The sequence below is a fragment of the Blastomonas sp. 34TW genome (genome assembly GCF_059803595.1).
Genome location: NZ_JAPFGW010000008.1, coordinates 1 through 13,329, shown reverse-complemented (window position 1 = coordinate 13,329; position 13,329 = coordinate 1). Strand labels below are relative to the sequence as shown.

14 protein-coding genes are annotated in these 13,329 nt (G+C 64.5%); 9 read left to right on the top strand and 5 right to left on the bottom strand.

Annotation, left to right across the window (positions count from 1 at the left end):
• Positions 1-2 precede the first annotated feature (2 nt).
• The gene (sseA, locus tag OPU69_RS11285; RefSeq protein ID WP_060976903.1) at positions 3-839 is read right to left on the bottom strand and encodes a 3-mercaptopyruvate sulfurtransferase; all 837 of its coding nucleotides are present in this window, start codon (positions 837-839) and stop codon (positions 3-5) included.
• Positions 840-1,105: 266 nt separating this feature from the next.
• Between sseA and surE the strand changes: the two genes are divergently transcribed.
• From surE to OPU69_RS11270, 3 genes are all read left to right on the top strand, one after another.
• A complete protein-coding gene (gene surE, locus OPU69_RS11280) occupies positions 1,106-1,876 on the top strand; it encodes a 5'/3'-nucleotidase SurE (RefSeq protein ID WP_498511089.1) in 771 nt (256 codons plus the stop codon).
• 72 nt (positions 1,877-1,948) lie between these two features.
• Entirely contained in the window at positions 1,949-3,046 is a 1,098-nt protein-coding gene (locus OPU69_RS11275; protein WP_208597774.1) for a M23 family metallopeptidase, read from the top strand.
• 9 nt (positions 3,047-3,055) lie between these two features.
• Positions 3,056-4,105, top strand: a complete 1,050-nt coding sequence (locus tag OPU69_RS11270) for a potassium channel family protein (RefSeq protein WP_060976900.1) — start codon at positions 3,056-3,058, stop codon at positions 4,103-4,105.
• Positions 4,106-4,153: 48 nt separating this feature from the next.
• Here the strand turns inward: OPU69_RS11270 and OPU69_RS11265 are convergent, their stop codons facing one another.
• On the bottom strand, positions 4,154-5,404 hold the full coding sequence (locus OPU69_RS11265) for an SPOR domain-containing protein (protein ID WP_498511086.1): 1,251 nt from the start codon (positions 5,402-5,404) through the stop codon (positions 4,154-4,156).
• A 277-nt stretch (positions 5,405-5,681) separates the two neighbouring features.
• Between OPU69_RS11265 and OPU69_RS11260 the strand changes: the two genes are divergently transcribed.
• The 4 genes from OPU69_RS11260 (at position 5,682) to OPU69_RS11245 (ending at position 10,304) form a co-directional block, all read left to right on the top strand.
• Positions 5,682-6,398: an AAA family ATPase gene (locus OPU69_RS11260; protein WP_023839567.1), complete on the top strand. Its 717-nt coding sequence runs from the start codon at positions 5,682-5,684 to the stop codon at positions 6,396-6,398.
• 28 nt (positions 6,399-6,426) lie between these two features.
• Positions 6,427-7,146, top strand: a complete 720-nt coding sequence (locus OPU69_RS11255; RefSeq protein ID WP_498511084.1) for a hypothetical protein — start codon at positions 6,427-6,429, stop codon at positions 7,144-7,146.
• 45 nt (positions 7,147-7,191) lie between these two features.
• Positions 7,192-8,640, top strand: coding sequence for an SPOR domain-containing protein (locus tag OPU69_RS11250; protein ID WP_498511082.1), 1,449 nt, complete (start codon positions 7,192-7,194; stop codon positions 8,638-8,640).
• 479 nt (positions 8,641-9,119) lie between these two features.
• A complete protein-coding gene (locus OPU69_RS11245) occupies positions 9,120-10,304 on the top strand; it encodes a ParB N-terminal domain-containing protein (protein WP_498511080.1) in 1,185 nt (394 codons plus the stop codon).
• 252 nt (positions 10,305-10,556) lie between these two features.
• Here OPU69_RS11245 and OPU69_RS11240 read toward each other — a convergent pair whose 3' ends face one another.
• From OPU69_RS11240 to rplU, 3 genes are all read right to left on the bottom strand, one after another.
• A complete protein-coding gene (locus tag OPU69_RS11240; RefSeq protein WP_498511078.1) occupies positions 10,557-11,075 on the bottom strand; it encodes a GNAT family N-acetyltransferase in 519 nt (172 codons plus the stop codon).
• A gap of 203 nt (positions 11,076-11,278) precedes the next feature.
• Positions 11,279-11,554 (bottom strand): 50S ribosomal protein L27, encoded by a 276-nt coding sequence (rpmA, locus tag OPU69_RS11235; RefSeq protein ID WP_023839572.1) that lies wholly within the window; start codon positions 11,552-11,554, stop codon positions 11,279-11,281.
• A 29-nt stretch (positions 11,555-11,583) separates the two neighbouring features.
• Positions 11,584-12,048 carry a 50S ribosomal protein L21 gene (gene rplU / locus OPU69_RS11230; protein WP_060980085.1) on the bottom strand — a complete coding sequence of 155 codons (465 nt, stop codon included), beginning with the start codon at positions 12,046-12,048 and terminating at the stop codon, positions 11,584-11,586.
• 275 nt (positions 12,049-12,323) lie between these two features.
• Here rplU and OPU69_RS11225 point away from each other — a divergent pair, with 275 nt between their 5' ends.
• Positions 12,324-12,863, top strand: coding sequence for a hypothetical protein (locus OPU69_RS11225; RefSeq protein ID WP_498511076.1), 540 nt, complete (start codon positions 12,324-12,326; stop codon positions 12,861-12,863).
• Positions 12,864-12,952: 89 nt separating this feature from the next.
• The gene (locus tag OPU69_RS11220) at positions 12,953-13,303 is read left to right on the top strand and encodes a hypothetical protein (RefSeq protein WP_498511074.1); all 351 of its coding nucleotides are present in this window, start codon (positions 12,953-12,955) and stop codon (positions 13,301-13,303) included.
• The last annotated feature ends 26 nt before the right edge of the window (positions 13,304-13,329 follow it).

The following is a 13,329-nucleotide window of genomic DNA, read 5'->3' as shown; positions in this document are numbered from 1 at the left end:
AATTACCCCGTCACCTTGGGCGCGTCGGCATCGGCGCCCCATTCGGCCCAGCTGCCGTCGTAGAGCGACACGTCGGTCTTGCCGAGCAGATGCGCCCCGAAGGCGACGACGCTGGCGGTCATGCCCGATCCGCAGGTGGTGACCATCGGCTTGGCAATATCGATGCCCGCGCCCTCGAACGCGGCCTTGAGATCGTCGCCGGTCTTCCAGGTGCCATCGGCATTGAACAGCGCGCTGTGTGGCAGGTTGACCGATCCGGGGATATGGCCCGAGGCGATGCCCGGGCGCGGATCGGCTTCTGCGCCGGTGAAGCGCGCGGTCGGGCGCGCGTCGACGACCTGTTCGGCCTTGCTGTGCAGGTTGGCGAGCATGTCCGCCTTGGTGCGGACGTTCTTGCGGTCTTCCCACACGGTGAAATGGCGGTGGCGCAGCGTTTCCTTGCCGGTCTTGAGCGGACGGCCTTCCGCCTTCCACTTGGCGATGCCGCCGTCGAGGATGGCGACGGCATGCGCACCGAACATTGTCAGCATGAACCAGGCGCGTGCGGAGGATTTCAGCGGGCTGTCGTCGTAGAGCACGATGCGGCTGCCATCGCCGAGGCCCAGCGACTGCATGCGGCTGGCGAACTTTTCGGCCGGGGGAAGGGTGTTCTCGACCGCGGCGTTGCTGTCGACGAGCTCTTCCAGGTCCATGAACACCGCGCCGGGAATGTGGCCGGCTTCATATTCGGCAAGCGCGTTGCGGCCGTGATCGGGCAGGAACTTGGTCGCATCGACGATGCGGAGATCCGAAGCGCCCATTTCATTGGCGAGCCATTCGGTTGAAACCAGCGAATCCATCTTGGATATTCTCCCTCTGCGAATGCGCGCCCGATTATCGGCTTTTCCCGGCTTTTTAGACGTGAAACCCGGCTGGTTGCCCGGCCGGGATTGCCTGTTTTTTGCGCTGCACCATCGACATTATCGCGTTGCTGCGAACACGTCGAGTCGCAACGGAAAGCGTATGTGCGATTTTTCGCATATGTTGCATCCGCGTGAATCGGGCGGTGGTGCAGCGCATCGCTTCGGGCTAGGGGGGAGGCCCTGCAATCCGGAGACCTCCACTCATGCGCATCCTGCTGACCAATGACGATGGCGTCCACGCGCCGGGCCTTGCCGTGCTCGCCGGGATCGCGCGCGCGATCTCGGACGATGTCTGGATCGTCGCACCTTCGGAAGAGCAGTCGGGCGCTGGTCATTCGCTGACCATCACCCGTCCCTTGCGCGTCCACCAGCATGGCGAGAAGCACTTCTCGGTCACTGGCACGCCCACCGACGCGGTGATGATGGCGGTGGCGCGGCTGATGCAGGACTCGCCGCCCGACCTGATCCTGTCGGGCGTCAATCGCGGCGCCAACCTGGGCGAGGACGTCACCTATTCGGGCACCGTCTCCGCCGCGATGGAAGGCGCGCTCGCGGGCATACCCTCCATCGCATTGAGCCAGGTCTATGCAAGAGAGGGCGCGGGGCTCGACGTGTCGTTCGACGCGGCGACCCGCTGGGGCGAGCAGGTGGTGCGCAAGCTGATCGATCAGCCGATGCCGCCGCGCACGCTGATCAATGTCAATTTCCCCGCCCTGCCTGCCGATCGGGTGCGCGGTGTCAAGGTCGTGAACCAGGGGTTCCGTGATTACGGGCGGCTGAAGATCGTCACCAACACCGATCCGCGCGGGTTCGAATATCACTGGTTCGGCCTGGGCGCAGCCGAGCAGAGCCCGGCGCACAGCACCGATCTGGAAGCCGTGGCCGACGGCTATATCGCGGTGACGCCGCTGCATCTCGATCTCACGCATCATCAGTCGATCGCGGCGCTGACCCAGACCTTCGCGGCGGAGTGAGCCGACTGGACGCTGTCAAATCCTGCACCGCGCCACTGGCAATGGCGGCAATCCGTGCTAGACATGGTTTCTATGCTGAGGGGTAGGAAACGGATCGACGGGCGGCTGGCCCTGCTGGCGACCTTGGGGGCTGCGGGTTGCATTCCCGGCGGTATGACGCCGGCAGCGATCGAGCCCGAGATTACCGAGGCCGGCCAGCCGGCTGCGCCGCCGCTGGCCCAGCCGGTTGCGGGCAGCGATGCACCGGTCTGGGAAAGCCGCAGCGTTGCGCCCAATGCGGCAGACGTGATCGGCACGACCTATACCGTCCAGGCGGGCGATACGCTGCGCGGCATCGGCAACCGCACCGGGGCAGGATCAGAAGCGATCGCCGCGGCCAATGGCCTTGCTGCGCCCTATATCCTGCGGCCCGGCCAGCAGCTCACCATTCCCGGCGGGCGCTATCACATGGTGGCGAGCGGCGAGACGGGCATCGCCATCGCCCAGGCGTACAAGGTCGCCTGGAGCGACATCGTCGCGCTGAACGGGCTTGAAGAACCCTATATCCTGCGCGTTGGCCAGCGGCTGAAACTGCCTGCAGGCGCGCAGCTTGCCGCTGCCGCACCCGCCGGCACGGCCCCGGCCAGACCCGGCAAGCCGCCCAGCCGCATCGGTGCTTTGGTGGTCAATATCGACGATGTCGTCACCGGCAGCCAGCCCGCTATCGCCGAAGGAACGCCCGTGCCTGCCGCCAAGCCCGCGCGCGCGCCGGTGGCGGCGAGCGTGCCCGTCGATGTGCCCAAGGGCTTTTCTGGCAAGTTCGTCTGGCCGCTCAGCGGCTCGCTGCTCACCCGTTACGGGCCCGTCGGCAAGGGGCAGATCAGCAACGGCATCGATATCAGCGCGACGCGCGGTCAGCCGTTCCGCGCGGCGGCCGACGGGGTGGTCAGCTATGCCGGCAGCGAGGTCGCGATCTATGGCGGGCTGATCCTGATCAGCCATGGCGGCGGCTGGGTCAGCGCCTATGGCCATGCCGAGCGGATCGACGTGACGCGGGGCCAGGCGGTCAAGGCGGGGCAGGTGCTGGGCGCGGCGGGCCAGAGCGGTTTTGCCGAGACGCCCAAGCTGCATTTCGAGCTGCGCAAGGACCGCAAGCCGGTCGACCCGCTGCAATATTTGCCGCGCGGCTGAGCCTCAGGCATGGGCGATTCAGAGATCAAGCCGCGCGCCTTGCTGAAACGCGCGGCGCGCCTGCCGGTCTGGGCGGACGTCACCCTGAGGCTGAGCGTCGCCTTCTTCCTCATCGCGTTCGTGATCCTGATCCACTGGCTCGATCGCGCCGGGCTCAAGGACAATTATGACGATCATGTCAGCTTTCTGGATGTCGTCTATTTCACGATGATCTCGGTTACCACCACCGGCTTCGGCGATATCGCCCCGGTGTCCGACCGTTCGCGGCTGATCGAATCGGTGCTGGTGACGCCGGTGCGCGTCGCGGTGATCTTCATCTTCGTCGGCACCGCCTATAGTTTCGTCATCAAGCGCACATGGGAAAAATGGCAGATGAGCAGGATCCAGCAGCGCCTGAAGGGGCATATCGTGGTGCTGGGCTTCGGCACCAGCGGGTCGGAAGCGGTGCGCGAACTGATCGCGCGCGGCACCGATCCGTCGTGCATCGTCGTGGTCGACCAGTCGGAGGAATCGCTCGCCAAGGCCGAAGCGATGGGGTGCAACGTGCTGAACGCCGATGCGACGCGCGACGAGACGCTGAAGGACGTGCATATCGACCGCTGCTGCTCGGCGATCGTCTCGGCAGGCCGCGATGACACCTCGATCCTGATCGTGCTGACGATCCGGCACCTGGCGCCCGACGTGCCGATCAGCGTTGTGATCCGCGCTGGCGACAACGAACTGCTCGCCCGTCAGGCGGGGGCGAATACGGTGATCAATCCCGTGAGCTTTGCCGGGCTGCTGCTCGCCGGATCGTGCAGCGGGCCGCATATCAGCAGCTATCTCGCCGACCTTGCCTCGTCGAGCGGTCGGGTGGTGCTGATCGAGCGCGCGGTGCGCACCGAGGAAATCGGCATACCGCTGAAGGAGATCAAGGACGGTATCGGCGTGCGCATCTATCGCGACGGCAAGCCTTATGGCTTTTTCGACGACGAGAGCGCCAGCCTGCGCGCAGGCGACCTGATCGTCGTCATCACCCAGGGTGACGGGCGCCCACCGGTGACGATGCAGGCGGATTGAGCACTGGCAAGCTGGACGGGGCGAGCCCGACGGCCCGCCCGTTCCTGCCTATTTCTTGATCGCGAAACAGGCCTGGCCGCTGCGCGCGACGCTGTCGCATGCCTGTTTGGCGGCGGCTTGGCTGGCGAAAGGGCCTGCCTGAAGCTTGGTGATCGCACCTGCCTTGACCAGATAGGGCTGCAGCCCCGCAAGCGCCTGGTTCTGGCGTTCGAGTCCGCTCCACAGGGTGCGCGCGCGACTTTCTTCGCTGAACGCACCCAGCTGGATGCGCCAGTCGCCCGACGCGGCCACGGCAGGCGCGGTGGTTGCGGCCGCGACAGCCGGGGCTGTAACGGCCGGTGCGGCGGACTTGGGGGCCGGGGCGACGGGAGCAGGCGCAGGCTTTGGCGCCGCAGCGACGGTTGCAGGAGCAGGCTTGGGTGCAGGGGCCGGGGTTGACGCCGAGGGCGTGCCCATCGTCGCGAAATCGACGCCCGCGCTCGCTGCCGCGCTGTTGGGGCTGGAGGGCAGGGTGGGGATCACCGGGCCCGTGGCGCGCGAAGGCGGAAGGTCGGTGGTCTGGATCGCCGATCCGGTCGCGGGGCGGGCGATCGCCGGTGCCGGCTTGGCGGCGGCGGCGGTGACGACCGGCTTGGCAGGCGCGGTGGCGCCGGTCGCGGTATCGGCGACCTTCAGGCCCGCAGCGGCGCCCGCGAGCTTCTGGCGTTCGGACACGGCATCGCGCTCGAGCTGCGCGGCAAGCTGCGTGCCCTTGGTCCGCTCGGCGAGCGGGATGTACTTGTCCATCGTCGCCAGACTGCGCGAGGCTTGGGGAAGGCCCTGGGCCGAGGCGCGGGTCATCAGCGCATAGGCGCGCACCCAGTCCTTCTCGGCAATGTCGCCGTTGAACATCGCGGTGCCCAGCACATATTGCGCGCGCGGCTCGCCCCGGTCGGCCGAAGCGCGGATATAGGGCATCGCCTCTTCGCGGCGGTTGTCCTGGAACAGCACCAGACCGTAATTGTCCGCCGCCTGGACATGACCGCGATCGGCGGCCTTCTTGTACCAGGCTTCGGCCTGCTTGAGGTCCATCGGCACGCCGCGGCCCAGCTTGTAGGCCTGGCCCAGGTTGAACTGCGCATCGGCATCGCCCTTGGCCGCAGGGTCACGCCATTGCTCGACGGCCTTGGCGAATTCGCCGCGTTCCCAGGCATCGACCCCGGCCTTGACATCGGCCAGTGCCGGGCTGGACAGCGCCAGCGCTGCCACCGCAGCACCCAAGACAGCGAAATTGCGGGAAAATTTTGTCGAACGTGCCATGCGGGTCTTGCTCCATCGCATATGGTAAAACCGTGCGCCGACCTTATCAGGCGGAAATGCCGCTGCAAACCGGGCGCACCGGGCCTTGCTGGCGTAAACCGCTATAGTTACCGACACGTTAGCAAAGCGTTTACGCCTGCATCAAGACGGGTTGAAGACCGCTCCAAAGCCCTGAAATCCCGGCCTGCCGACGGCATGGCAAGGTCCGTGTTAACTCAAAATTAGCTGCCTCCGCGCATTTTCCCCTTAACCGAATGGACCGGACAGGGGGTTTGGAGTGCGCGTACTCGCTTTGGCATCTCAAAAAGGAGGATCGGGCAAGACGACCCTTTCGGGTCATCTGGCCGTGCAGGCGCAGCTGGCTGGCGATGGCCCGGTGGTGCTGATCGACATCGATCCGCAAGGCTCGCTCGCCGACTGGTGGAACGAGCGCGAGCCCGAATATCCCGCTTTTGCGCAGACCACCGTCGCCCGGCTGCCCGCCGATCTCGCGATCCTGCGCCAGCAGGGCTTCAAGCTCGCCGTCATCGATACGCCGCCCGCGATCACCATGGCGATCCAGTCGGTGATTTCGGTCGCCGAGCTGATCGTGGTGCCGACCCGTCCCAGCCCGCACGATCTGCGCGCGGTCGGCGCGACGGTCGACCTGTGCGAGCGCGCCGGCAAGCCGCTGATCTTCGTCGTCAACGCCGCCACGCCCAAGGCGCGGATCACCTCTGAAGCCGCGGTCGCCTTGTCCCAGCATGGGACGGTCGCGCCGACGACTTTGCACCACCGCACCGACTTTGCCGCCTCGATGATCGATGGCCGCACGGTGATGGAGGTCGACCCCAATGGCAAGTCGGCCGGAGAGGTGCGCGCGCTTTGGACCTATATCTCGGACCGGCTGGAAAAGAATTTCCGCCGCACCGTCTTTGCCGTGCCCAATGCGCCCGTCGCGCCTGGCGCCATCCGCCCGATGGGCGGCTTCGGCCGCCGCGTGGCCGGATCGTGATGCAGTTACGGGGGCAAGGATGAGCTTTATGGCCGAACCCAAACCAATGGCATCGCTCTCGTCCGGCCTGCTCGCGCGCAAGGGGGCCGCACGCCCCGCGATGCGCCGCCAGGGCATGGACGGTCTCGGCACGCTCGGCACCGCAGGGCTGACGCCCGGCGTGCACGGCCTGCAGGACGATCTGGGCTGGAACGACATGGGCTATGATGTCGATCCCGCGCACGAGGAGCGCGCGCCGCATTACGGCAATCTGCTGGCAGGCGCGATCCCCGATACGGTGCCGGGCGAAACGGCGTCCGCGCCCGCGCCCGAACCCATCGTGCCCGATGTGGTGCGCCAGCAGGCCGAGATTGCCGAGCGCCTGGCCGAGCCTGTTGCGGCTCCCGAGCCGGTCGCCGCACCCGATCTGGACCTCCAGCCCGAGATCGCGCCCGCGCCGGTGCCCGAGCCCGTGGCCGCGATCGCGGTGCCCGAACCGGTCGCAGCGCCGGTTCCTGCGGTCCGCCAGCGCAAGCGCAAGCAGGCGGTGATGCAGGAAGTCGTGGCCGCCGCGGTCCAGTCCTCGGCCCGCCGCGCGGCCTTCACGCTGCGGCTCGATGCCGACCGTCATCTCAAGCTCAGGCTGGCCAGCGCGGTCAGCGGACAATCCGCGCAGCAGCTGGTTACGGCGGCGCTTGACGAATTGTTAACCAAAATGACCGAAATAGAGGACCTGGCGGGTCGCGTGACGCGATCGGCGACGCTTTGAGGCGAACGCAGGCAGGTCGGGGCCGACGAAGAGGGAACTTAGGCTATGGCAAGCGGATCCAAGATCAACCGGGCGCTGGCGCTCAAGCTGGCGGCATCGACCATCCTGGTCGGCAGCGTGCTGGTGAGCTGTTCGGCGCATGGCGGTGGTGGCCGTCCGCAGAGCCTTACGTCCGCGTCGCAAAAGGCGCTTGCCTCGGGCAAGACTGACAAGGCGCTGGACAAGGCCGAAGCCGCGGTCGCGCTCGATCCGCGCAATCCCGAGCTGCGCAAGATGCTCGCCCAGGCCTATCTCGCCAATGGCCGCTTCGCCTCCGCGCGCCAGTCGCTCGACGATGCGCTGGCACTGGGTGATGCGAGCGCGCGCACGGTGATCAGCCTGGCGCTGATGCATGTCGCAGAAGGCCGCACCAACGCTGCGCTGGCATTGCTGCAGGAACATCGCGACACCATTCCTGCGAGCGATTACGGTCTGGCGCTGGCTCTGGCCGGGGACACCAGGACCGGCGTGGAGGTGCTCGGACAGCTCATCCGCTCTGGAGATAACACCGCCAAGGTACGGCAGAACCTCGCTTTTGCCTATGCGCTCGACGGGCGCTGGCGCGAGGCACAGATCATGGCTGGGCAGGATCTCGATCCGCAGGTCGCGCAGCAGCGCATCGCCGAATGGGCGCGCATCGCGCATCCCGATGCCCATGCCCAGCGCGTCGCATCGGTGCTTGGCGTCACGCCGGCCGCGATGGATCCGGGCCAGCCGGTGATGCTGGCGCTGTCGGCTACCCCGTCCATGGGCGAGGTCGCGACGCAGATCGGCCAGCAGGCGATGGCGCCCGCAGCCGGTCCGATCGAACTGCCCCCGGTTGAAGATAGGCCGATGGAACTCGCCGGGGTCGAATCGGTGCCGGTTCCGGCCTCCGAACTTGAGGCTGCACCCGCGCCGGTCATGGCCGAAGCCGCACCTTCGGGCGCGGTCGTCGCGCCGCTGATGACAGCACGCGAGATCGTCCAGCCGCTGCCCGCCAGCTATCGCCGCAAGGCGGTGCGCAAGCTGCGCCCCGAAATGGCCGCAAAGCGCCAGATGATCGTCGAGCAGGAAAAGGTTCGGGTCGCTGCTGCGCCTGCGCCGAAACCTGCTCCCAAGGCGGCTCCGGCCAAGGCCGCGCCCGCGCCCGCCGTCTTCCAGAAGGCCAGCTTCTCGCCGGTCAGCAATGGCGCGTTCGCGGTGCAACTCGGCGTGTTCTCGAGCGCAGCCAATGCCAACCGCGCCTGGGCCGGCTATAGCGCCAAGCACAAGGATCTCGCGGCTTTCTCCAAGGTCGCCGTGCCCACCACCGTCGGCGCGCGCACGCTGCACCGCCTGACCGCCAACGGCTTCGCGGACGAAAAGAGCGCCCGCGCCATGTGCGCCCAGGTCCGCAAGAGCGGCGGCGAATGCATCATCGCCCGCGCGACGCCCACCAAGCCCGCCGGCGCCCAGATCGCCGCCCGCCGCTGAGGCGAGGGGGCTTCAGCCATCTAACCCCTCGTCATTCCCGCGAAAGCGGCAATCCCGCTTGTGTAGCGTGAGGGCGCCGAAGCCGCGTGGACGGGGTGAGACGGCTGGTGGCATTTGGCTTTAGTAGGGAATGCCGATAATCGGGAGTTTGGGAATGGTGGGTTTTTTGCAGCTCATCCTAGCCACCAACGTGAGCGCAGCGGCCATTACGGCAACCTAGCGCAGCGTAAGTGCTATGCATCTCGATATTACCCGCTAATCAAATGGCTTCGCAGACAGCGGAAGTGTCTGAAGGACGCTATCGCGAATTTAATTGACGGTTAGATAAAATCATGCTCGCCTCCGCTCACGGAGGAAGTATGGTATACCGAAAGTTACCCCTCGCATCATTGATTGTGAATCCAGCGAACGATCGGCACGGTGAACTCGAAAACGAGACCGCAGCGATCGCTCAGCTATTCGCTGCGCAAGAAGCTCACATGCGTAACCTGGCTAAGGATATAACTAGCAAAGGGGAAGTGTTTGAGCCGCCGCTAGTCTTTCCAGCTGGTGACAATTACATCGTTGCCGATGGCAATCGTCGTACGACGTGTCTTAAGCTGCTTGGAAACCCGAGGCGTGCTCCAACAGTCGAGCTCCAGCAGTTCTTCGCTGAACTGAAACTTAAATGGCCAGGTAGCTTCCCAGAAAAGATTGAATGCAGAGTTGAATATGACCGGGATCGTGTTGATGATATTCTTTTTCGACGCCACACCGGCGTTCAGGGCGGAGTAGGTCAAAGCACGTGGAACGACCGAATGAAAACCAACTTCGTTGTCCGCACAGGCAAGGGAGGAGGGCTAAACATTGCCGATGAGATCGAGAAATTACTCAAAGATGCAAAAATACTGCCTAGGAAGAAAATTCCTCGATCAAATCTAAACCGTCTGCTCTCATCGGAAGCACTCCGTAATCGGCTTGGTATATCTGTACGAAAGGGCAAGCTTGATATTATCCGTGACCGTCAGGAGACGCTGAACGTCCTAAGCCGGGTTGCCAATGATCTGGCAAATCGCGAAGTCACACTTGAGCAGATATGGGATACCGAGTCTAAGCTGTCTTACATTGACCGCTTAGAAGCGGAGGGGCTGCTACCGAAAGTGACGCCGAAGTCCGGTGCAAGTCCAACTCCATCGCCGACTCCTGCACCTGCGCCGCCACGCCCGACTCCTGCTCCGCGGCCGGTTGCTTGGCCTCACCTGATTCCAAACGTCAGCTACGGCATTGTTTGGTCCGCACACCTCCAAAGGCACCGCGCTATTTGGGAGGAGCTACAGTATAAATTGGAACTCAGCGAAGAGCCTAACGCGATATCAGTCCTACTTCGAGTTTTGTTGGAACTTTCTGTCGATAACTACATAAAGCGAACAAAGCTGAATACAGTAAGTTTGGAAGAAAGATTGTCGCGTAAGGCAGCGAAGGTTGCATCAGATCTTCACGTCGATGGTAAGATTGATAAAAAATATCTTGGGGTCATAAATAAGTTGCAACAGGCGGAAGTTATCGTGTCGATAGATACATTAAACCGATATGTGCATTCGCCAAATTTTAGTGTTTCACCTGAGCATCTAAAAATGCTTTGGGAGACGCTAGCGGACTTTGTCGTTCATTGCCTTGCAGCCTGAGAAGCTTCGATCGAGCAAATCAACAGATGGATCGGCTTGGAATTAATCAGTGATCCGTCGGAAGGTCGGTGAGGTTCAGCTCCGTGTGTCTCCGCTTTAAAGCCGCTGGCTTCCATATCCTCCATGTTTGGCCCTGCAGGCCCAGGCCGACCGCAAAAGCTCGCCCCCCGCTTTCGCAGGGGTGACGGGGCAGCGGCGCGGCTTGGGGCGGCGCTGCTCACCGCTTACTGCTCACCGCCCATCGCCCACCGCTCACGCGGCGAGCGGTCGTTCTACCTCCGCCATGTCACTCTCCAGCGCATATTCCTGCGCCATCGCTTCATAGCCGCGGCCCAGGCTGAAGCGGGGGCGGGTGGTGCCGGTGGGGGTGAAGCCCAGCCGCCGCAGCACTGCGCCCGAGGCGGGGTTGTCGATATAGTGGCTGGCGACGATCCGGCGGTGGCCGAGCGTCCAGGCATTGGCGATCACCGCGCGCGCCGCCTCGGTCGCATAGCCCTTGCCCCAGTGATCGCGCGCGATCCAGTAGCCGAGCTCGGCCTCGCCCGCATCGGTGCGGCCCAGGCCGCAGCTGCCGATCAGCGTCTGCCCGGCATCGCCCGGCAGGGTGAGCAGATAGTGCGGATAGAAGGGGTCCTGCGCGCGCGCGGCAAATTCGTGGGCGTGTTCAGCGCTATAGGGCCAGGGCGCGCGGGCAAGATTGCACACGATGCGCTCATCGTTGATGCCCGCGAACAGCGCATCGGCATCTTCGGGCCAGACTGGCCGCAGCAACAATCTTTGCGTTCTTGCAAACATTATGTCTCTCCTCGTTGCCCGCGCCTTGCCAGTCAAACATGACAGGCTGGAGTCAGCGCGGTGACAGGGAGACAAAAAGAAAGGGAGACGGGACGGACCCCATCTCCCTGTCATCTGGTCCGGGTGTTTCACCGGCCGGGGTCATCCCTGTGAGAGGACGACCCGTCATCGATCGTCCGTTATTCGGCGGCTTCCGCCATCGCCGGGGCGACTACCGATACGTATTTGCGACCAAGGCGACCTTCGTGGAACTTCACGCGGCCTTCGGTGAGCGCAAACAGCGTATGGTCCTTGCCCATGCCGACATTGGCACCGGCATAAACCTTGGTTCCGCGCTGGCGGATGATAATGTTGCCGCCGATGACGGGCTCGCCACCGAACTTCTTCACGCCGAGACGACGACCTGCGGAATCACGACCGTTGCGCGACGAACCGCCTGCTTTCTTATGTGCCATTTCTCAAAACTCCTTGGGTTCGCGCGCGATCAGGCGTTGTCAGCCGACGAATCGGTGTCAGCGGCCTTCTTGGTGGCAGCCTTCTTGGCCGGAGCCTTTTTGGGTGCAGCCTCGGCAGCGGGGGTTTCGGCAGCGGCTTCGACCGGAGCTTCGGTCTTGGCAGCGGCGGCCTTTTTCGGCGCAGCCTTCTTGGCTTCCTCGCCCACGGCGACGATGCGCAGGATCGTGTGCTGCTGACGATGGCCGAGCTTGCGGCGATAGTTGTGGCGACGCTTCTTCTTGAAGATCACCACCTTTTCAGCCTTGGCCTGGGCGATGATTTCGGCGGAGACGACCACACCGGCCACATCCTTGACCTCGCCGCCGTCACCGGCCAGCAGAACGTCGTTCAGCGCAATGACGTCGCCAGCCTCACCGGCCAGCTTTTCCACTGCGATTTTGTCTCCGGCTGCAACGCGATACTGCTTGCCGCCTGTGCGCACGATAGCGAACATGGGTTGTCTCGTTTCTGTTTGCTTCAATCGGGTTCCGGGCACGCAAATTGTGATGATCGCCTGTTTCATCCTGTCTGTTGCCAGACCCGAATCGGCAGAGTGAAAACCACTGCCCTGCGACGGGATGTCCCGCGCCGGAAAGCCATGCCCGTTAGGTGAAAGCGGCGGTGCTGTCAACCGCTGCGGCGGCTTTTTTGGGCTGTCATGCGCATCAAGGCTGCGCCGCGACGCAAGCCGGTTGCCCGCGATTGCGTGCTGTCCTACAGCCCTGGGTCATGAAAGTCACCCCGGCAAAGCTCGCCCGTTCGCTCGTCCTCGCATGGCCCATGCTGCTCGCCGGGTGTCTGCAGCCCATGGCCGAACTGCCATCGCTCGAGCGGCGCGAGGTCGAGCTGCGCGATCGCCAGGCCGAGGCCAAGGCCCCGCCGCCGCCGATCGAGAGCATTGCCGATCCGGCACTGGCGCGCGATCTTGCCGCCATGCTGGCGCGCGCCGACAAGGCCGAGGCCGATTTCGCGCTCGCCCGCTCGGCAGCACAGGCTGCTTCGGGCGCGGCCAGGGGCGATGCGGTGGGGAGCGAGGATTGGTCGGTCGCGCAGACGAAGATCAGCGCGCTCGATGCGCCGCGGCGCGATCTGGCGGAGATCCTGGGCGATCTCGAGGAGCTCTATATCGCACGCCTCCAGAAAGAGGCGGCGGGCGAGGTGAAGCCCGGCGGCAGCGACCAGATCGAACAGGCGCGCCAGCACGTGCTGGCGCTGCTCGACAATCAGGACAAGGTGATCGGGAGTCTCAAGGCCGGGCTCGCCGGTTGACCTGATTTTACCGGGCCGGACACTCGGCTCATCGCAACCCTCGGTGAAGCGGCACGTAGTGCGTGCATCGTTCAACGAGGAATATAATCATGAAAAGCCTTTACACCGCCACCGCCGCCGCAGCCTTAATGCTGACGAGCGGCGCCGCTTTCGCGCAGACCGATACCGGCGCGCAGGATCAGCAGCGTTCGCGCCAGCAGGAGCGCTTGAACTCGATCTTCGGAGCGCTGTTCGGCGATCGTACCGGCTCGACCCAGTCGATCGAGGCGCAATGGCAGTTCGGGCGCACTCCGCTGGCCACGCAGCGTGCGCAGTTCGAAGCGCGGGTCGATACCGATGTGCGTTCGGGCCAGATCGACCGCCGCACCGGCGACCGGCTGAAGAGCGACTTGTATGATCCGGGCCTTGTCAAGGTCGCATTGAACGGTTCCTTCTGTTGACAGGTTGGGGGGCCCCACACGCAATG